We start from the raw sequence: 20,525 nt of genomic DNA, 5'->3' as shown, positions 1-20,525 counted from the left end.
TTATTTCGCAATTAATGATAAAACCTCTTCATCCGAAATTGTACCAAAGTATTTTCTATCTTGATTTTCTTCAAGTAATTTACGGACATTTGCCTCATCAAAGGGAATGCCAATAAATTGTGGGACTAACCTTTCTACATCTTCAACGCCAAGAAAATCCCCACCAAAATAAATCTCTTTGATTAAGCCCTGTTCAATTTCTGCCTTGATGTCTAAAATACCGCCCGCAAATTTTTCATGCGCATGATAGTTAAATGCAGGACTTTCACCATAATTCCATGCCCATGTCGAAAATTTTTCTTTCTCTAAGGCTTTAATTTCCTTCAACTGCTTTTCAGTCAATTGAATTGGCTTATCCTGACCATGATTGCTTAATTCATCAGTCAATGCTGCCTGAAATGCCTCGATTGTTAGCTGCGGCGCGTATTGCTTAATACTACCAACACGACTTCTAACGCTTTTAACTGCCTTTGAAATAAATTTTTCATCACTGACATTTAAAACTCTGACCATCGTTTCAACGTTAACATCAAACATTAAGGTTCCATGATGCATTAGGTAACCATCCTGATAGCGTTGCGCATTGCCACTAATTTTTTTACCATCTAAAACCAAATCATTGCGACCTGTAATTTCAACTGGAATGTTCAATTTGTGAAGTGCAGTAACTATCGGTTGAACAAATACCTTCCAATCCACATCTTCGGGTTTAGCAACAGGTATGATAAATGTAAAATTCAAATTTCCAGAATCGTGGTAAACCGCACCGCCTCCTGTTACACGGCGAACAACCTCAATCTCTTTTTCCTTAACGACTGATTCATTCACCTCTTCATAGGTATTTTGGTGCTTACCTACAATCACTGCATTTTTGTTTTGCCAAAGCGTAAAGACTGGTGCTTCAGGTTTTAAATGGGTTAGTAACCATTCATCCATTGCAATGTTAAACGGTGCAGTCAAATTCTTATTTACAAAATATCTCATTGGTACTACTCCTATCTTATTGCTAATTTTAAACTATGGAATCGCTTTCCACTCATTTATTATCAGCTTAATTTAGTAATTATTCAAACATTTTGCTTATTAAAAAACATTCGCTTTTAAAAACATCAAATGAGAAATTTTTTTAACAATTTGTTAAAATAAATGGTAATTAGGAGGCATTATTTTGAAATTTATCACAAGTGACCAAGAAACATTAAATTATTCAATCACCGGGCAAGGAATACCAATTATTTTCGTAGCTGGCTATTCAGGTAATGCAAAGCACTGGTCTGCTCAAAATGAATTTTTTTTGGCAAATTCTTATCAAGTAATTCATCTGGACAAACGTGGGCATGGTGAAAATCGTACAATCAATTCTGGCCTTAGAATGAGTAGGCTGGCGACTGATATTCACGAGCTGGTTAAAAAGCTGAAATTAGGAAAATTTCACTTAGTCGCGCACTCAATGGGCTGTGCGATTACTTGGGAATATCTAAGCCTTTTTGGTAGCCAAGCAATCTATTCATTAACCTTGCTAGATGACAGCCCAAAGCCTATTAATACACCAGAATGGCAATTTGGCTTAAAGGATTTAACATGGCAGAAAATTTTAGAAGCAGCGAAGCAGATTCCTGAAACCAAGCTCGTTCATCATAAAATTGACACCAGACTGCTTAAAGCAATGAATCAATCGGCAGTCGCTTTTGACTTAAACCAAACTAAGCCATTATTATTAGATTTTTTAACACGAGATTATCGTGATATTGCTTTTCAAACCGAGCTACCTCAGTTATTTGTCAGCGGTGAATACTCGCCTCTCTTTAAAAAAGAACAAGCAGAATTTTTGGCTCAACAAGCGATTAATGGATATGCTTTAATCGCTCAAGATTGTGGTCATATTCCGCAATCGGAGCATCCTGAATTAGTCAATCCAGCTATCCTAACATTTATTCGACAAGCTGAAAAAGAGATGGAGATTTAAACGCTCCACCTCTTTTTAATCGCCTTAGCTTTCTGTAATTTCTCTTGTATTTTTTGATTATCTAAAAATGCTCAAGTCTTCTATTTCTGTCAAACTTTAAGCAAACGTCCTAAGTCTAGCCGCTATGTCATTTCCCCTACTCTTTAATGTTTAATGATTTCCATTTTTTCTTTTGAGGCGAGCGAAATCATATTTTGAGTGATAATAAAATAGTCTTGCGTCAATTGAGTCGTCTGATTAGTAGATGCATTGTAAATATCGTTGATAGACTCCATTTTATCATCACTAATTTCTATCTCAGCTAGAGGTGACAACACCGAATGGTTCATTGCCAAGCTTGCATTGATAGCTGAATGCTTAGCTTGATGAGTCGATAAAGCATTTTCATCTTTTTTTCTGAAAAATAATTGAGTCACTCGAAAAATTCTCTGGAGCAGCTCAATTATTTGCTGAAATTTATCTAAGTAGCCCAAGTGCTTGGATAAGTAGATAATACGGTACTTAAAAAATAAAAAAATTGCAAATGCCAAGCAGATAGCTGCTAAACTTAAAGTAAAGGTAATCAGCAGCGCTAAATGATTTAACAAAATTTTCTCCTTTATTCATCCGTTTGATATAGTATAAATAATTTTTTCCTCTAGCGCTTTTAAGCGTGCCTTTAAATATTTACTTGTATAATTAATTTCGCTAGAATAGCTCGCTAAACTATCCAAATGAACGATGATTTTTTCAATTCGATCTACTAATTCACTAGCCTTGACACCACTCGCTCTAAAATCACTTAAGCTTGACTCTAGGCTAGTAATCATTTGCTCTTCTAATTTAAGTAAATGCCAAGGTTCACTGGATTTATCTGAAAAAACTGCATCGTCTAGCTGTGCCAATACTTGCCAATAGCTAATAAAAAGCGTTTTGCTATTAGCATTTACCGGCACCTTTTCAATCTCACTTAATATTCTTGCTAATTTTTGATAATAACTGATTATATAATAAAGGCTACTGTTTTGAGCATGATAGCGCTTTGATATCAATAGAAAGAAATTGGCCTTTTCAATTCGTTCCTTCGGCCTTTCATAAGCATACCAGCAAAATAAAGCAAATTGATAAGCGAGATCGCCATGGTTCGTAACAATTTCTAACCGACGTCTGTCAGCATCTAAAACTTTTTTAAAATGAATAAGCTCTGGCGCTGTTAAAACCCCATCTTGACGATAATTATTAATTAGCATTATATATGCCTGCTTTTTTTGTGGCTGCAACTCAATCGCTCCTTGATATAAAGTCAATTGCTGATTCTGTTTTTCAGCTCGCTTAGCTTGCTTTAAGAATTTATAATATTGCTCATCAAGTATATCCATTCGATATTTAATACAAATGAGACCGATAGCTAAGCTAAAAAAGCCAAGACAAATAAGTATCAAAAATTGCATGAATTGACCACGCAGCTGTGCCATTTTACGGTAATGATAGCTCTGATATTGCTTTAAATCTCTTGCCAGGTCTAAAATCGTTGAATAGCGCATATTTGGATTCCTTTGGGTTGCCTTTTTGATAATCCAAGTCAACCCGTTACTTGACTTCAAACCGAATGTCAAAGGCGACTTGCTTACCTGTTCTGGATGATACATTTCCTTACCAGATAATAAACAGGACATAGTCATTCCCAAACAATAAATGTCCGTGCGAATATCAACTGCCCCAGAAGCAGTCAATTGCTCTGGCGCTGAAAAGCGCTTAGTACCCCATAATTGATTTGAATTCTGATTAGCAGAATCAATTTCACAGGCAATCCCCAAATCAATTAATCGAATCGTACCATCTCGCTTTAAAATAATATTTTCTGGCTTCAAATCACAGTAAATCACTGATGGATTAAGCTGATGTAAATAATTTAAAACCTGACAAATTTGTCGTGTCCAATTAATTACCTGAATTTCAGTTTGTGGCCCATACCGTTCGATCACGCGGTTTAATGGCATTCCTTCAATATAATCCATCACAATATATAGCTTATTTTCATCATTAATAACGTCAACAATTCTAGGTAAGAGATGATGATCAATTTTTTTCATTAATTCTGTTTCTTGTAAGGCCTGATTAATAATCAATTGATTATCAATAACCTTAATGGCCCATTTTTTATTTAAATGGCAATCTAGTGCCAAATATACCCTTGACATGCCGCCTTGACCAATTGCCTTGATTAGCTGATAGCGATTATTAATTAGCTTCGCTGATCTCACCTCCTTACTGATACAAAATAGCTATCGCTGCTAAATCAGACCTTACACCATATTTTTGAGCAAGACATACTAAGTGATCCAAATTTTTACTGATTTTGCCTCTACTTTTAATTGCCTTTGGGTGAAAAAAACTTGCTATTTCTTGATTAGAAACCTGCGGATAAAAATTTTTTGAAACAAGCATCAAGCTTGTCGGTTCATCTAGACAAAATGAAGCATAGCTTGCTTGAAAGGTATTGGAAATACCAAGCATTGCACTACCTTTAGTCTGCCTTAGGTCAGAAAACTGAGTAGCTTTTCTTAGAAAATCGTTATTTTTGACTTCAGCATTGGCTTGATAAGTATCGCTAGTTATTTTAATTACTGGACTACATCCAATATGCATTTGATAAGCAACCCTTGACTCAAAAACCAGTAAAATAGAAATCGTTGTGGCAAGCGGTGTTCTTGCACTGCGTCCATAAAGCAATAATTGTTGATTCGCTTGTCTCAATAGCTTCTGCCACTGTGATTGTATTAGCTCTGAGCTAAGCTCGTGGCTGATTTTTGGCAAGCAGCTCTCGAACCAATGATTGAATTGTTCAACAAGAAAAGCACTAGCGATTGCCCCCTTTTGTTGTTCAGTCAATGCTTCAGTCATCACCGCCATTACCACCCTTCCAGTTGAGGCTTCAGCAATTTTCAAACAATAGCTTAATTGATTTACCTGATGATGAATACTATTTCTCGATGATTTAACGCTTGCTAATAATGCCATAGCTACTCCTCATATGCTTTAATTTAACATTTTAAATAATAAATAATTTAGCGCCGTTCAGCTGATAATCAATAATAGTCATCATGCTAAGCGCTAGCTCTTCTACTAAATGATAGATTGACGGGGAATTAAGAGCAAAATTCCCTGAAGATAGATCAATAATTATCGTTAATAATAGTGGAAACACTTCTGCCAGACGACAACCAACTGGTAGCTGAAAATCAAAGGATTGATTAATCGCAGGTATCGAAATTTCAACCAGTACGCTCGAAGGGTTCATATTTTATCTCTTTCATAAAATAAGCTCTTAATGATTGAGCCAAATTAAATAGAATTGCTGATAATACAAAGCTAGCTCACAAATGCATTACATACCAAAGAGCTAACTGATGCTAATATTGTGATGTGCCTTAACGTTTCAAATTATTCAAGAGATGTGAAAATGGAAAACCATAAGCTAGAGGTCTAGCAGCTTATTATAAAAAAATATTGAATTAAGAATAGATTAATAAACTATTTCAATTAGTCCACAACCGATTAGGTCGACCACTTTATTTTTTGTGAGCGAATCATTTCTCTAATTTGAATTGTTGCTTGATTCGTTGTTTGAGCAATACTGGCAGCTTGAAATTCATAGATTTCATCAAGCTTTATTAAGCCACGCCCAATAAAATTGGCGGGGCTTAAGCCTTCCGTCTTTCCAAAAATTACTGAATACTCACTCATTTCATTCATCTGTAAAACAATAAAATGCGGAAAATATTGCTGCCAAGAATAGCGAATATCCATTAAACAAAGACCACTGATTATCAGATGAATACCATATTTTGCCCCCTCACGCAGCAAATAAAGTAATTCGCTATCGTCAATATATGACTGCTCACAAAATTGGGCAAAGTGATGAATAATTAATACGATATTAGGTGGAGGCAACGCTTCATTTTGCTGAAAAATCCGGTAATTAAGGCCTGTTTTAACTATTTTTTGTTTCCGTACCTTCAATTCATTCAAAAGTGACTTGAAGATTTGAGACATTTTAGTCACTTCATTCGGATAAATAATAGCCCTAACCTGAGGCGCTGCTTTAAAATCGGGCAATATTTCTTCTAAGTAATCAAAAATATATAATTGAAGCTTAAGCGGTGAATGATTTATGATTAAGTCATAAATCATTGTTTGAATTAGCATTGCTTTCCCACTCCCTACCGACCCTAAAATTGCAATGTGTCCAGATGAATCAATGGTTAAAAATAATGGCAGCTGAGCTTGAGATTTTGGAGCATCATACATACCAATCAAGATTTGTAGTGGATAAGTCAATACCTCCTTTAAAATGCCTACGCGTAAATCATCATATATTAATACAGCTTTTAATTCAGGTAACCAAAGTGGCTGCTGATAAATTTGCGCTTCCTTAGCTAGTCGTTGAATATGTGCTCTAACGGCATCTAATTGTTTAATACTCCTAACGTCCGTAGAATGCTCCTGATTAGTCAAAGTCCATTCCCCTATTGCTTGACCATTTAAGTTGATTGCTATTATTTTTTTACCAGTCAAGGTATCGTTAAAGCCTGTTTTTAAATAATTTGCGCCAGCCCATGCCGATTGTGCTAGCTCAAATTTTTCATTATAACCAATTTGTAAATAAAAGCGCCCGCGCACTTTTAATTCAGCTGCCTCTGTCCTCTTCAGCATCTCTAGACTATCGGCACGCTCCTGCACCTTTAAGGCAATCCGAAAACGACTATTAGACCAAATCTGCTCATCAACCACACCGCTAGGCTTTTGAGTTGCTAAAATTAAATGAACGCCTAAGCTACGACCAATCCGAGCTGTACTAATTAAATTAGACATGAAGTCAGGCTGCTGTGCCTTTAATTCAGCAAATTCATCTGAAATAATCAATAGGTGTGGCAAAGGCTGACTAACTTTGTGATTTCGGTACAGCATTTGATAGTGATCAATATCTAAATTACTGATCCCCATAGCCTGACTTACTTCATTGAATATGGCTTGTCGTCGTCTAAGCTCACTTTCAATAGCAATCATCGCTCGATAGACCATACCCCCATCTAAATTGGTGATAATGCCTGCTGTGTGAGGTAAATTCTGAAAAGCCTTGGCTAGTCCCCCACCCTTATAATCAATTAGCAGAAAGGCAACTTGATTTGGATGATAGTTTACGGCTAACGACAAAATATAGGTAATAATTAATTCAGATTTTCCTGATCCTGTCATACCAGCAATTAAGCCATGTGGTCCATCGGCTTTATCATGTAAATCCAGCATTAATAATTCACCTTGTGCATTAATACCAATTGGTGTTTCTAGTGAGTGCTCTAAGGGATAACTTTGCCACCTCTCCAATATATTGAGGTGCTCAACCTGACTAACCTTAAATAATTGTAAAAAGGTTAACATTTCTGGCAGCTTATTTTTAGTTTGGTCAATTTTCAAACGGGTATTAAATAAAGAAACAGCGAGCTGTCGAAAATCATCAGCCTCCTCTGGTAAAAGGTCTGCTTTGAAATGTCGAGTAAAATGACAAGCATCGGTTATTTTTCTGACCTGACTATTTTCAGGACTAATTTGTAATATTTGATTGCAATGTGGTACTAGCCTATTTTCATTGCTAACAAATTGTATGATACTAAAATACTGAGCAATCGGTTCGCTGGTCAATTGACTGATTAGACTGGTAGACAAGGTCAAGCGGTCACTTAAAAGAAAGATTAAATAGTGAGGTGTTTTTTGCTGCTCAAGCTGTCCCTTTTTTTCTTCCGTTAATTGCCATATGATTTGTTCAAGCTGATGAATCAGCCACTTTAAAGATATTTCATCAGCTGCCAAAAAACGAAAATTAGCTTTGCCTGACCAAACGTGTGGTAACCAGCGAACGAAATCATAATCTGGTGATTGATAAACAAAAATCATTTTTAATTCATCATAACGATATTCAAAAGCTAGTTTAAAAATTAAATCAGCTGCAAATTCTCTTCGATATCTTTGATCAGCAATAACACCCGTCAAAGAAAAATCAGTCAGCGATAGGGTGATTGGTGCGTTCTTTATTTGATAGTCTGCTTCGACAAATTGATACATTGCATCTAACAATAAATCCTCTTCTAAACTAAAGACACGTTTTGGATACTGCAAATCAAGCGCTAATGGTAAAGCTCCAAGGCCAACTCTAACCGTTAAAAAATCTGCTTGTTGGAGCTGCTTACCCCAAATATCAGTTGGACACTCTAACCAATTTTGGCGTAATTGTATGAAGGATTGATAATTTTGCAGCAGCACTTTATGCTGCTGCTGGCGAGCTGACATAATCTGCGCTTCGACTTGTGATAAATAAGCACGATACTTGGCTTCTCTTAATGCCAGCTGCTTTTTTAAAAGCCGAAGACGATATTTTTGAAGCAATAGCGGCCATAGGACACTGCCTAAAAGCATACTAATCGCCATAATCATCATTGGCAAAGTTGCTTTGAAATTCCCGCTTTGGATCGATTGACTTGCCGCAATCGTACCAGTACTGATTGAAGCTATCACCATCGTCAAGGCTGGACCGATTAAAAAAATAAAAGGCTGTTCATCTGCTGTAGGTAAAGCAGTCGGCGGATCTATTGTCAATACAAGTGAAGGGCTTAGCTGATATAGCCTTCGCTTTGGGTATACATAGCTCGGAACAGCTTGCAACGGAAAATTTTGATAGTCAGCTGTTTCACCTGTCATTTCATAATCCAATAAATAGTCAGCGTCTAATGATACTGATTGATCTGCACTATTAAAACTAATAAAATCAGATCCGATAATCAATTTAAATCCCATAATAAAAATAATATCCCCGAGCACTAATGAATATCGAATCCCCCCAGCCACCCGTTTACCATTAATATAGCTCCCGTTCAGGCTTGAGCAATCCTCAAAAAACCAGCCAGATTTTGTTAAATGTAATATTGCATGCTTGTTTGAAATAAACGAATAATCAATCCTAATTTGATTACCCAGCCCACGTCCAATTTGAATTGAGGATGCCAGCTTTACCTGATATTTTTTAAAGCTCATTCGATCTATCGTCAAAGGCTCAACCAGTAAATGAATCATTTGCTGTTGACTATCAACCATTTCAAACAAGCGTAGCTCATCGAGACGAATGCTATTTTCTATATGCATTTTCCTATTAATAAATCTTAAGCATGGTTGGTGCTTTAAACACCAAAATTCACCGTCGCCCTCAATTATTAAGGCTTCCTCTTCACTACACTCATCATTTAATAAAGGATATTTTCCCGTCTTCTGTCTAGGTAAAATCATTTGCTTCAAGCTGTCAATAGTAATCAATGTAACCTGCATAAATCATTCCTCATCAAAACTTCAATTAGTAAAATGGCATCTGCTTTATATTTCGTATTTTTTACCAAAAAAGTATCAATTATAAAAAAAAGCACCAGTCAATACCAAGCGGTACTCACTAATGCTGTTATTTATTAAATATTTTGGGGCCTTTACGCATATTTTTACGATCGTTTTTCGGTGTAGCCATTTGCTTGGCTTTGCCACCGCCAGCTTGCTTGGCTTTGATTAATGCAGCCATTTTTTCTTTTTCAGTCACTCAGTTCACCTCGCTTTAAGCTATATTTAAAATACTCTTGCGATAATCAATCATCCCTTCGATTAAATCAAGTGGTAGGGCTTCTTGATATGAAAATCGAACAGCACCTTTACTCGTCTGATAAGATTTTAAGGCCTTTGAAAAATAATTAATTACCTCTGGAGTCGGATAAAAACCTAAATGATTTTTCATAGCGCCAAAATGGACGATGCTACCATTTTGGTAAAAGGTGGGCAGACCGTATTTTATTTGTTCGGTTGCTTTTGGTAGTCGCATTTTAATGACCTGATAGCATGCTTTTAAATGTGGCTGTTGATTTTCTGCAGCCTCAGCAATATATTGTTCAATAACTGTCATTCTATCGTCATCCCTTCTCTAATCAATTAATCATAGGATAACTCATTATAACACAGGCGTCCCGTTGAATCATTGACCTGGCTATAAATTATTTTGATCCACAAAAATATTTCGGTACCAAAATAAAATACTTGACAATAATTAGGTACCGTATTATATTAATGATATCGATAGTTAGGTACCAAAATATTTGTTTAAGAAAATAAGGAGGCAATATGAATCAACTCATTTTTGAAACTATGCTTATATTTAGTGGACTGTTTATTTTTACTCTATTCCGATACCGGAGTTTATTTAATATTTTAGAAAGGTGGATTGAAAATGTCCAAATTAACTCATGATTTACTTCGCTCATTGGCAAGCGTTGGCAGATTAAGCCAAAAACTAGCCTTTAATGCAGAAATGAAGCAAACAGCACCTGCACAGCAACGTATCATTGACCTATTAAGTGAGGAGGATGGCTTGACTCAAGGCTTATTAGCAGAGCTACTTGATATTAAGCCAAGTAGCCTTGCTGAAACCTTGAAAAAGCTTGAACAAAAAGGGGTAATCAACCGCCGTGAAGACAAGGATGATAAGCGTATCAAGCAGGTTTTTTTAACTGAAGCTGGTAAATTAAAAGCTTCAACCGGTAAACAGCTAGATTACTCAGAGGCGTTATTTAAGGGTTTAACAGTCGCTGAACAAGAAGCACTACAGCAGTTGTTAACAAAAATGATCGCAGGCTTCCCAGAAAATTTAAAAACTCGTTTTGATAAGGCAACTAATCCTTTTGAAAAGCTGGCAAGCATTAAAACTGAATTATTTGAGGAATTCTCTAGTGAAGCATTCCAAGCTTTACCACGTCATGAACAAGAAATGCTGAAGCGCGAAAAATTAAGAGCCTGCCACAAAGCAATGCATCAAAATTTTGGACGTCCTCATCATGAGCATCATCATGACCGTGGACATTTTGGTAGAGAGAATTTCTTTGATGCTCGCTTCAATTCTGATTTTACTTCACATGAGCACTTTAAAACACACAATCATTCTCCTAAAAACGAGGCAACTGAAAACGAATATTAAATTAAAAAAACGGGTTGTTAATGCAGTCCGTTTTTTAAAGCTTCAAAGCCGATTAAGCATAAAGAGAAGGCAAGACATAAGGCATTTAACAACGTAGAAAATTAGGAAATCGATGATATTTACTTGTAAATGTTCGAAAATTCATCTGACTTCTTACCTCTCTTACCACTATCATCCAAAAATCACGAACTTTAAGATAAAAAGGGAGTGACTTTTTGCCACACCCACCAATGATTTATTTTATTGAACTGCTAATCGCTAGAAGACGAGCATCAAATTCATCTTGAGAAATTTGATGTCTCTTAGTATAAAGATTAGAAGGATGATGACGACATTCATCAGAACAGCTACCTAGATATTTTGCCTCGTTGACTTCTGAGGCTAAAATTTGTTTATTGCAAAATGGATTCGCACAATTAATATAGCGTTCACATGGGGTACCATCAAACCAATCCTTACCAACAATTTTTTTATCGACGTGATTAATTTCAACGCTGATGCGATCATCAAAGACATACATTTTTCCGTCCCAAAGCTCACCCTTTGTTTGCGGATCCTTACCATAAACCGCAATGCCACCATGAAGCTGTGAAACATCTGCAAAGCCCTCTTTTAACAACCAGCCAGAAAATTTTTCGCAGCGAATACCACCTGTACAGTAAGTCACGATTTTTTTATCCATAAATTTTTCTTTATTTGCCCGAATCCATTCAGGTAATTCCCTAAAATTACGAATAGCTGGACGAACTGAACCTCTAAAATGACCTAAATCGTATTCATAGTCATTTCTGGCATCTATAACGACCGTATCCTCATCTAGTAACGCTTCTCTAAATTCAACTGGTTCAATGTATTTACCAGTTGTTTCAAGCGGATTAATGTCATCTTCTAAATTTAAAGCAACCAATTCTTGACGCGGTCTAACAAACATTTTACGAAAGGCGTTTGTTTCAGCAGCATCAATTTTAAAATAGGTATCTTTAAAACGTTCATCTGACAGTAGCGTTTCCATATAAGCATCTGTTTGTGCAACTGTACCACAGATTGTGCCATTAATGCCCTCATTTGCCACTAGAATTCTACCCTTTAAATTTAGAGATTTGCAATAGGTCAAATGGGCTGCAGCGAACGCTGTTGGATCTTCAATTGTTGTATATTTATAATATAATAATACGCGATAATTCATTTATACGACTCCTTTATCAGTGATAATCATTCTCTCTAATTATATAAGTCTGTAAAATAAAAAAGCGATTTTTATGCTTGTGTTTTAATACACAAATTTAATCATCAATAAGCAAAAAAGCCAACAGATACATTGAATATCTGTTGACTCGATTTTAAAATAATGCTTCGACTTTAAATTCTTTAAAGTTGGCAATTATTTCATTGGCACTTGGTAAATTTTCTTTTTTGCCGACACCAACGGCATACATACCAGCGCTTCTAGCAGCCTGACATCCAGCTTCAGAATCTTCAAAGACAACACAGTCTTGACTGGAAATTGCCAAGCCCTCTGCTCCTTTTATAAAAACCTCTGGATCAGGCTTAGCATTACATACAATATTACCATCAATAATCACATCAAAATATTGGCTTAATCCAGTATTTTTTAAGATGATTGCTGTATTTTTACTAGCAGAGCCAAGCCCGATTTTTATTTTTCGACTTTTTAAGCTTGTCAAGGTTTGCAATACACCAGGTAAAATTTCAGAGGCATCCATCTTTTGAATGTATTTCACATAGCTTTTATTCTTTTCTTCGGCCATCGCTAACTTTTCTGCCTCAGAATATTTCCTTTCACCTAGCCCTAGGAGAATATCAAGGGATTCTTCTCTTGACACACCCTTTAATTTTTCATTATCCTGCTCTGAAAAATGAATACCTAATCGATCTGCTAATTGCTTCCATGCAAGAAAATGGAATTTAGCAGTATCAACTAACACACCATCTAAATCAAATAACGCTGCTTTTTTATTCAATGATTTATCTCCATTATTTATAAAATTAGTTTTCTTCTTCTATTTTTAAATGACTGAAACTAAATCTTGTAAAAATAAATACAAGCAAGGTATATAATAATGTTATGATAAATACTCTCATCGACCAGCGTAAACCGATACTATTCAAAATTAAGTAAAGAAATAATGGAAGCGTTGCTAAACTAGAAATCCAGTCAAACACCTGCTCAAACTTAACTTCAACACGATTTCTCAAGTATTTTTGTGTCGTTCTAGACAAAACAATGACTAAAATAATCATCCAAACAGCAAATAAAAGCTCTTTAAAATAGAAATAAAAGAAAATAAAATTAACAATAAAGTTATTATAATTCTTTAGTAGCTCATTTATTTCATCACTTGAAATCTGAGATTTTCCAAATAATAGCTGAATCTGCTCAAAGGAAAGTGAATCCTGCTTTCCAAATGAAATTTTAGTAGCTTGAATTGAAATACCACTATTTTGTAGTTTTTCATTTAGCTGCTCTAAATCATTTGAATCAATATTGACCTCTCCTTCAGTGATTGTATATGTCTGCTGGCTCAACTGACTGATGCCAAGCTTTATATCAAGCTGCGAAATATTAACCAGTGCATTGATTGAGCCAACTAATAATATTGACACAATTAAAGTACTCATTGTTTGCTTAATTTTTTCAGCAGGTTTTTTAATCATCGCTGAAAAGTCTAATTTGACAGCAGTCATTAATCTATCAATCATATTTACTACCTACAGTTTCTCGTTCAATTAAATTAACATCTAAAATAATCGGTTTGACTTTGTTTGAACGCGTTAAGTCCAATAGCGCACTGATTGCACTTGAAGCGATTTTTTGATAATCCTGACCAATGGTAGTCAAGGCGGGATTTAAATGGGCTGAAAAATTAATACCATCATAGCCCAGTACTGAAACGTCATTTGGAATTTTAATTTGACAATCTCGTAAGCCCTCCATGGCACCAATCGCCATAACATCACTCGCTGCAAAAAGTGCTGTTGGATAATTTGTTCTATTTTGTTCATAATAATTATGAATCACCTTTTTAGTAAGATCGAGCTTATAACCACCCTCTAAAACTACAAATTCCTCAAATTGATTAGCGTGCTGACTATAATAATTATCAATTTCACGCTGCCATCGTTTGGTAATCCGTGACTGATTTGCCCCTTCAATAAAGGCAATCCTTTTATGCCCCTTATCAAATAAATAAGTAAAGCCAAGCTCAACCGCCTGATTGATATCAGAGCTAACGTAAGTTGTGGTCTCACTTTCTTCCTCAATATCGATAAAAACTACTGGCACATCAGATTCTCTGGCTTCACTACAAATGGGATCATCTGTATTAAATCCTTGGATAATGGCGCCACTTAAATTTCTTTCTGAAATAATTTGTGAAAAATTTTTAGAGCGATGCATATGGGTATTTGAGTGAATTAAGACAATTTCATAGCCACTTTCATTGGCAATATTGACACAAAGCATAAAAAGCTTAAAAGAAAAGCTATCCAAAACACTAGTCGATGAAAAGTTTGACGTAATAAAACCAAATGTATTTGAATTTCGATTAACTAAGCTTTTTGCGAGTACATTTGGAGAATAACCTACTTTTTTAGCCATGCTTTGAATTTTCTTTTTAGTTTCCTGACTGACATCATCATGATTATTCAGTGCTCTAGAAACCGTTGTTACAGAAAAACCAGTCAATTTTGAAATATCCTTTATGTTCACCATCATACATCCCTCGATTAATTCTAATAGTAGAGCGTGATTGTATCTTGAAATTTAACCTTTTGATTCATAAATACAAGCTCAATTTCAGAATTGTTATCATCACAAGATAACGCAACTTGATTATGTGTTATTACAACATTTATTTTTTGCTGCTTAAATTTTACCATATATTCAAGCTTATCCCAATTTTTCGGCAATTTTGGCGTAAGAGAAAGCTGGTTTTCATGAATCCTTAGCCCACCAAAGCCCAAAATAACATTCTGCCAAATACCACCCAGAGAGGCTGCATGAACACCATCATTTGATGAATTCATATTTCGATCACTCAAGTCAATTACAAAATTACTTCTAAACAGCTCATAGGCCGTTTCAACCTCATCTAGCATTAAGGCTAGATTACAATGGCTACTTTTTGAAAGCGACGAGTCATGCAAGGTTTTAGGATAATAATAATTCCAGTTAGCTAGCTTCACTTCTTTAGAGAATTTTTCTGGAAATAGAAGCAATAATAAAACAACATCTGCCTGCTTTAAGACCTGTAGATTATTGATTTGTGACATATTATAATCACCTAAAATAGTTAATACCTCTTCTGTTTCTAAGTACTTTCTTAAATCAATAATTGGTTTACTAAGAAACGTATCGTCCTGTGGAATCACCTGCGTCTCATTAGGAATCGGTAAATATAACTGACTGCTAACAGCCATTAGTCGCTGGTAGGCTGACTTTGAAATCATCATTTCAGCCATATCTGAATCCGCATGAATGTACTCCAAGGCTAAATCGATGGTATATTTTGCCATGTAATTGGTATAGGCATTATTATTAACATGCTCAGTATACTCGTCCGGTCCAATGACCTCATTAATTTCATAACGCTGCTTCGTTTCATTCCAAGCAGCACGCGTTGACCAAAAAATAGCACATTGAATAACCATTGGCAAGATTTCGGCTTTAAATGAAGCATCGCCTGTAATCGAAATATACTCGGCTGCGCCAAATACAACATCACCTGTCACATGATGCTCTAAATCTCCTGTTAGCACTGGTGTTGGCTTCCCTGAAACAATGTCAATACCACCAAATTTTGGTGTGACCTCACCATCTGTCAACCACGCAGATTCCCAAGGATACTGCGCACCTTGGAAACCATTTGCTTGGGCATTTTTTTGAGCAGCTGCCAATGATTGAATTCGATATTCAATTAAATGCTTTGCTGACTGAGGATAATTATAAGTGAAATATGGTAAAATAAAAATTTCTGTATCCCAAAAGGTATGTCCCTTATAGCCCTCACCTGTCATTCCCTTAGCACCGATGTTCATTCGACTGTCATGAACCGGGGACATGGCGTGCAGATGGTAACGTGCAAAATTAAGCATTAATTCATCTTTAAAATCCGCTGCTGTAATTTTAATTGGTGCATTCTGCCAAATAGCTGACCACTTCTCTTTACTCGCTTGAAATAGTGCCTCATAAGATTTTTGACTCACTTCAGAAAGCATTTCAAGTGGCATTTCCCTTAAATATGATTCTGCTGAATTTTCAGTATAATCAATATCCCGTCCTGTAAAAACTAAGCAATACTTTGTATAATCCAAGCACTGATTGGCGCTTAAATTAACCGAATGCATTTCTTTTAGTTGACGACGATTCATTGTAATTCTTTTAGTTGACTTTTGATTCAGCCGATGGACACAGTTTAAGCTAATTGGAATTCTAGTATTAGAGGTTTCAGTTACTAATTGAAGATATTGGTCCTGATGATAGCGCTTCTCACCTTCTTCAAAATGCTGTGAACCACTATTAGTAATTTGACCATTGATCCCAGATTCAATTTCAAGCTGACAAGCCTGATTAGCTTGAAGGCTAATTTGATTAACGATTAAATGTTGATTTGCCATTGATACAAAACGCTTAAAGGTTATTTCTAAATCAAGTCCTTTACCATCTGACCAATAAAAATGTCGAATCGTCTCGCCAGTTTTGTAATCTATTTTTCGTGAGTATCCTTGAGCCACATTCAATTTTAAATCAACAATCTGACCATTGACCTTAATACTAGTTGCTAATAAATCTGGAAAATTAGCAAGCTCGATTACTTCCTGATTCGAGTATTGGTTAAAAACACCAGCTACAAACATCCCCCTAGATCCTGTACGATAGCTTTCTTCAAGACTATTTCTCACCTCTAAATAGCCATTACCTTGAGCCATTAAAGATTCAAACTTTGGTAATACCGCTTCATTAAAAAATATTTCCTCAATCTGGCTTGAACTAATATATCTCAGATTACTCACCATTTATTTTTTCCTCTTTCTTTGTTATTTTTATCATCCCTGCCGCCAAAACATCAATTCTCAAAGCATTGATAATAACTTGATCAGAGCAATACTGAGTGACACCCATACAATTTAGAGATTGAAGCTGAATGGATTGTTTTTTTGAACTATATATATAAATATGATTATTTTCAGTTGCATTAATAATATCTATTGTTGATGTCTTAATTTCACTAAGATCAATCACCAAGTTTTCCTCATAACAAGCAATAATCGTATGATACCTATTGGTAATTAATTGCAGATTAAATTGATGCTGGGGATTTAGCGCAAAATATTCGCCATTATTTAATAAATTTGAATTATCAGTTAAATAGCTCGTCCAAAATGCCAGCATCAGTTGATGCTCCTCAGTTAATTTAGAAAGCTGAACTGATATCTGAGGTATGCCAAAAATACAGTTTTCAATTTGTAATGCCGCATATTCGACAGTATCATCAGCGTGCCACATGAGCATATCCGAGTGAATTGCTGTAGTAGGACACAGCAATCTAAGCTTAGCAATACTTGTGCGGTTCATGATAAAATCATTAGGACAGTCCTTTACTCTAAAAATGTTTGCGGTCTGATTCATGATTGGTCCAAAATAATTCTCCCGAAATTCAATCATTAAATTTGGCTGGATGGCCTCTAGCTGTTGGTGCAGCTCATAAAGCAATAATTCAATCGCGCTCTCAAGCTCTAGTACGTCCCATTCATCCGAAAAGCTTTCATCGTCTTTGGTATAAAAAACATCTAAAAAATCTAATTTAAGGCCATCAACACCAGTCAGCTTAACTAAATTTATCGCTTGATCAATCATATATTGACGCGTCTTAGCAAATCTTGGATCTAAGATACCAGCCCCCTGCGCATCATCAATATAGAGAAAGCTATTTTTAAATTCTGCCCAATGATTCGATTTCTTGCCAATAAATGGCAAGCTAAGCCATAGTAAATAATGACAGTCCTGAGCCTGAAACTTTTTGACATGATTTTTGATATTTGGAAATTTTTCAATAGCAAATTGCCAGTCACCTGCAAATTGATAGCCTCTATTTGAATCGTTCGTTTGCCAGCCATCGTCTAAAATTAATGTATTTAAATGGTATTGCTTAAAATAAGCAAGCTCTCTTTCTAATTTTTCTGCATTAATAGCTTGATGAAAGGCATACCAGCTTGAAAAAACCATTTCAAAGCTTTTAGCTAGCCGATTGCTAGGCTGAATTTCATTAACCTGATACAACCAATCTCGTGCCTGCATTATCGCTTTTGAAAACAATTGCTCCTCACTAGATAGATAGAGCTTTAATTCGGCGTTCTTTAACCGTGATTTATCGATACTGATTTGGAAAATAATTGATGCACTTTCCTCCTGCACGCCAGCCATTACCGTAACTGGTGAGCTAATTTCCGATATTGCGATTGTCAGCCTGTTTTTTCCCGATTGACTTAAAAATGAATAAACTGGTATTGAATAATTCGATTTTGTAACGATTACCTCTTCCCAAAGCATTGGTAAATTTAAATTTAATTGCTTGGTTGGATGCCAAAAATAAGCAATTTTCTGAATCGGAAAAGCCAAGGTGACAGTATATTTTGTGGATACTTGATCCTGATAATTTTTAAAATCTAGTAGCCAAATGAAGCTTTCGCCAGACTGAAAATGATTCATTGGCACATTGATATACTCTGCATTTTCAACTAGAATTTTCGCAGCCTTATCCTTATTTATCCCCGCCAATTTTCATCCCCTTCATAAAGTATTTATTAAGCAAAATATATAATACGATAATTGGTGAAATCGTTACGACGGCTGCAGCCATAATATAATTCCATTGGGTTGCATGCTGTGATTGGAATGACTGTAAGCCTAAAGTCAAGGTATACTTCTCTGGAGAAGTTATGAAAAGCAATGGCTTCATGAAATCATTCCAAAAGCCAAGAAATACAAAAATTGCTTGCGTTCCGACCGAGGCCCTCGCCATTGGCATCACAATTTTAAAGAAAATTTTTGGTCGACTTAAACCATCCAGCTGCGCTGCTTCTTCAATTTCAGTTGGAAATGATAAGAAAAACTGACGCATCATAAAAATATAAGCAAAATTAATCGCAGAAGGAATAATTAAGGCAGAATAGGTATCTAATAAACCAAGATTCTTAATAATTAAATAATTTGGTATTAATAAAATTTGTGCTGGAATCATAATACAAGCAACGATTGTTAGAAAAAGTGCTTTTTTCCCCGGAAAATTTAGCCGTGCTAAAGCATAGCCGCACATACTATTCAAGATAACATTGATAACTGTACCTAATAGCGAAATGATAATTGAATTTTGAACCCACTTTGGAAATAAGGGATCCTCAGTAAAAATATATTTAAAATTTTCTAGAGTGGGACTTGAGGGTAAAAGCTTTAAGCCACCACTAACAATTTCACTATAAGGCTTGATAGATGCAAAAACTGCCCATAAAAATGGATAAACCGTAATTGCTGTATAGCCTAGTAAAATTGCATATAAAATAATGCGAGAAGCCTTAATTTTTTTCATCTAAACCAACCCTTCCCCAGTAACATCTTCATTTGTAAACCTTCTCAATATCATTGAAATAATGAAAATAAATATAGTCAATAATACTGCAATTGCTGACGCATAGCCCATCGTGCCAAAGGTTTTAAATGCATACTGATAAATAATTAATGATAAGGTCAGCGTAGAATTATTTGGTCCGCCTGATCCGCTTGAAACAATGTAGGTTTGATCAAATAGCTGAAAAGTTGATGCTAAACCAACCATCACAATATAATTAGTAACAGGCACAAGCTGAGGAATTGTAATTTTAATCAGCCTTTGAAAAGCATTGGCACCATCAATTTCAGCCGCCTCATACATCGTTTTTGGTATATCCTGTAAGCCTGCCAGATAGATTGTCATAAACATCGGTACTGTTGACCAAACATTCATAATAATAATGGCATATAAGACAGTAGAGCTGTCATTCAAAAAGCTAACAGGTGCATCAATAAAGCCTAGCTGGATAAATAATTTATTAATTGGACCGTTGACACTAAATAGAAACATAAAAATCATTGTTAAGGCTGAACTTGACGTTAAGGTTGGTAAAAAAAGCAAGGTTCTAAAGCTGTTTTGAAATTTGACACCTGAATTCAAAACCGAGGCAAGCAGCAAGGCCAACAAGGTCTGAGCTGGTACAACAATCAATACATATTTAACAGTGTTTTTTAGTGCGATAATCACACGAGGATCCTTAAAAGCATTAAAATAATTTTTTAAACCTACAAAATCATAGGTAATATCACCCACAAGTGAAACCTTATTAAATGATAAATAGAAAGAGTAAATCACAGGTAATAAAACAAATATGGCTAGTATAAGCATTGCCGGCAGTGAAAAAAGGAAACCTTGTAGCTGCCCTCTAATTCTTTTGTTCATTCTTTACACCTCA

Annotated in this window: 18 protein-coding genes; 2 read left to right on the top strand and 16 right to left on the bottom strand. The window is 35.5% G+C overall.

The window, feature by feature from the left end; all coding sequences use genetic code 11:
• A complete protein-coding gene (locus HOY35_RS02810) occupies window positions 1-984 on the bottom strand; it encodes a lipoate--protein ligase (RefSeq protein ID WP_172210492.1) in 984 nt (327 codons plus the stop codon).
• 184 nt (window positions 985-1,168) lie between these two features.
• On the opposite strand from HOY35_RS02810, the gene HOY35_RS02805 reads away from it, so the two are divergent.
• Window positions 1,169-1,966 (top strand): alpha/beta fold hydrolase, encoded by a 798-nt coding sequence (locus tag HOY35_RS02805; protein ID WP_172210491.1) that lies wholly within the window; start codon window positions 1,169-1,171, stop codon window positions 1,964-1,966.
• Between the two features lie 143 nt (window positions 1,967-2,109).
• On the opposite strand, the gene HOY35_RS02800 is transcribed toward HOY35_RS02805, so the two are convergent.
• From HOY35_RS02800 to HOY35_RS02775, 7 genes are all read right to left on the bottom strand, one after another.
• Complete coding sequence (locus HOY35_RS02800) at window positions 2,110-2,553, bottom strand: hypothetical protein (RefSeq protein WP_172210490.1); 444 nt, start codon at window positions 2,551-2,553, stop codon at window positions 2,110-2,112.
• Between the two features lie 15 nt (window positions 2,554-2,568).
• A complete protein-coding gene (locus tag HOY35_RS02795; protein ID WP_172210489.1) occupies window positions 2,569-4,209 on the bottom strand; it encodes a serine/threonine-protein kinase in 1,641 nt (546 codons plus the stop codon).
• 4 nt (window positions 4,210-4,213) lie between these two features.
• Window positions 4,214-4,966 (bottom strand): hypothetical protein, encoded by a 753-nt coding sequence (locus HOY35_RS02790; RefSeq protein ID WP_172210488.1) that lies wholly within the window; start codon window positions 4,964-4,966, stop codon window positions 4,214-4,216.
• 31 nt (window positions 4,967-4,997) lie between these two features.
• On the bottom strand, window positions 4,998-5,246 hold the full coding sequence (locus HOY35_RS02785) for a hypothetical protein (RefSeq protein ID WP_172210487.1): 249 nt from the start codon (window positions 5,244-5,246) through the stop codon (window positions 4,998-5,000).
• 257 nt (window positions 5,247-5,503) lie between these two features.
• The gene (gene essC, locus HOY35_RS02780) at window positions 5,504-9,322 is read right to left on the bottom strand and encodes a type VII secretion protein EssC (protein ID WP_172210486.1); all 3,819 of its coding nucleotides are present in this window, start codon (window positions 9,320-9,322) and stop codon (window positions 5,504-5,506) included.
• 127 nt (window positions 9,323-9,449) lie between these two features.
• The gene (locus HOY35_RS13585) at window positions 9,450-9,581 is read right to left on the bottom strand and encodes a hypothetical protein (protein ID WP_283770037.1); all 132 of its coding nucleotides are present in this window, start codon (window positions 9,579-9,581) and stop codon (window positions 9,450-9,452) included.
• Between the two features lie 15 nt (window positions 9,582-9,596).
• Window positions 9,597-9,938: an iron chaperone gene (locus HOY35_RS02775; RefSeq protein WP_172210485.1), complete on the bottom strand. Its 342-nt coding sequence runs from the start codon at window positions 9,936-9,938 to the stop codon at window positions 9,597-9,599.
• Between the two features lie 321 nt (window positions 9,939-10,259).
• On the opposite strand from HOY35_RS02775, the gene HOY35_RS02770 reads away from it, so the two are divergent.
• Window positions 10,260-11,003, top strand: a complete 744-nt coding sequence (locus HOY35_RS02770; RefSeq protein WP_172210484.1) for a MarR family winged helix-turn-helix transcriptional regulator — start codon at window positions 10,260-10,262, stop codon at window positions 11,001-11,003.
• A gap of 235 nt (window positions 11,004-11,238) precedes the next feature.
• Here the strand turns inward: HOY35_RS02770 and HOY35_RS02765 are convergent, their stop codons facing one another.
• The 8 genes from HOY35_RS02765 to HOY35_RS02730 form a co-directional block, all read right to left on the bottom strand.
• Window positions 11,239-12,189, bottom strand: coding sequence for a rhodanese-related sulfurtransferase (locus HOY35_RS02765; RefSeq protein WP_172210483.1), 951 nt, complete (start codon window positions 12,187-12,189; stop codon window positions 11,239-11,241).
• A 154-nt stretch (window positions 12,190-12,343) separates the two neighbouring features.
• On the bottom strand, window positions 12,344-12,985 hold the full coding sequence (gene pgmB / locus HOY35_RS02760) for a beta-phosphoglucomutase (RefSeq protein WP_172210482.1): 642 nt from the start codon (window positions 12,983-12,985) through the stop codon (window positions 12,344-12,346).
• 25 nt (window positions 12,986-13,010) lie between these two features.
• Complete coding sequence (locus tag HOY35_RS02755; RefSeq protein WP_172210481.1) at window positions 13,011-13,724, bottom strand: DUF1189 family protein; 714 nt, start codon at window positions 13,722-13,724, stop codon at window positions 13,011-13,013.
• Window positions 13,717-14,736, bottom strand: coding sequence for a LacI family DNA-binding transcriptional regulator (locus tag HOY35_RS02750; RefSeq protein WP_172210480.1), 1,020 nt, complete (start codon window positions 14,734-14,736; stop codon window positions 13,717-13,719). The genes HOY35_RS02755 and HOY35_RS02750 overlap by 8 nt, the downstream gene beginning before the upstream one ends.
• Before the next feature lie 20 nt (window positions 14,737-14,756).
• Window positions 14,757-17,039 (bottom strand): glycoside hydrolase family 65 protein, encoded by a 2,283-nt coding sequence (locus HOY35_RS02745; RefSeq protein WP_172210479.1) that lies wholly within the window; start codon window positions 17,037-17,039, stop codon window positions 14,757-14,759.
• Window positions 17,029-18,801, bottom strand: a complete 1,773-nt coding sequence (locus HOY35_RS02740) for a glycoside hydrolase family 36 protein (protein ID WP_172210478.1) — start codon at window positions 18,799-18,801, stop codon at window positions 17,029-17,031. The genes HOY35_RS02745 and HOY35_RS02740 overlap by 11 nt, the downstream gene beginning before the upstream one ends.
• A complete protein-coding gene (locus tag HOY35_RS02735; RefSeq protein WP_172210477.1) occupies window positions 18,785-19,609 on the bottom strand; it encodes a carbohydrate ABC transporter permease in 825 nt (274 codons plus the stop codon). Before HOY35_RS02735 ends, HOY35_RS02740 begins: the two co-directional genes overlap by 17 nt.
• Window positions 19,610-20,512 (bottom strand): carbohydrate ABC transporter permease, encoded by a 903-nt coding sequence (locus HOY35_RS02730; RefSeq protein WP_172210476.1) that lies wholly within the window; start codon window positions 20,510-20,512, stop codon window positions 19,610-19,612.
• Window positions 20,513-20,525 lie beyond the last annotated feature (13 nt).

Source organism: Enterococcus sp. MMGLQ5-1 (genome assembly GCF_013155265.1).
In the GTDB taxonomy this organism is placed as follows: Bacteria; Bacillota; Bacilli; order Lactobacillales; family Streptococcaceae; genus MMGLQ5-1.
The sequence above is the reverse complement of the archived record's forward strand: the minus strand, read 5'-3'. Positions and strand labels throughout refer to the sequence as shown.

Coding starts and splice junctions, on each gene's coding strand:
- HOY35_RS02730 (WP_172210476.1), bottom strand. CDS start 20,512: ATGAACAAAAGAATTAGAGGGCAGCTACAAGGTTTCCTTTTTTCACTG.
- HOY35_RS02735 (WP_172210477.1), bottom strand. CDS start 19,609: ATGAAAAAAATTAAGGCTTCTCGCATTATTTTATATGCAATTTTACTA.
- HOY35_RS02810 (WP_172210492.1), bottom strand. CDS start 984: ATGAGATATTTTGTAAATAAGAATTTGACTGCACCGTTTAACATTGCA.
- HOY35_RS02765 (WP_172210483.1), bottom strand. CDS start 12,189: ATGAATTATCGCGTATTATTATATTATAAATATACAACAATTGAAGAT.
- HOY35_RS02755 (WP_172210481.1), bottom strand. CDS start 13,724: ATGATTGATAGATTAATGACTGCTGTCAAATTAGACTTTTCAGCGATG.
- HOY35_RS02745 (WP_172210479.1), bottom strand. CDS start 17,039: ATGGTGAGTAATCTGAGATATATTAGTTCAAGCCAGATTGAGGAAATA.
- essC (WP_172210486.1), bottom strand. CDS start 9,322: ATGCAGGTTACATTGATTACTATTGACAGCTTGAAGCAAATGATTTTA.
- HOY35_RS02770 (WP_172210484.1), top strand. CDS start 10,260: ATGTCCAAATTAACTCATGATTTACTTCGCTCATTGGCAAGCGTTGGC.
- HOY35_RS02785 (WP_172210487.1), bottom strand. CDS start 5,246: ATGAACCCTTCGAGCGTACTGGTTGAAATTTCGATACCTGCGATTAAT.
- HOY35_RS02790 (WP_172210488.1), bottom strand. CDS start 4,966: ATGGCATTATTAGCAAGCGTTAAATCATCGAGAAATAGTATTCATCAT.
- HOY35_RS02775 (WP_172210485.1), bottom strand. CDS start 9,938: ATGACAGTTATTGAACAATATATTGCTGAGGCTGCAGAAAATCAACAG.
- HOY35_RS02750 (WP_172210480.1), bottom strand. CDS start 14,736: ATGGTGAACATAAAGGATATTTCAAAATTGACTGGTTTTTCTGTAACA.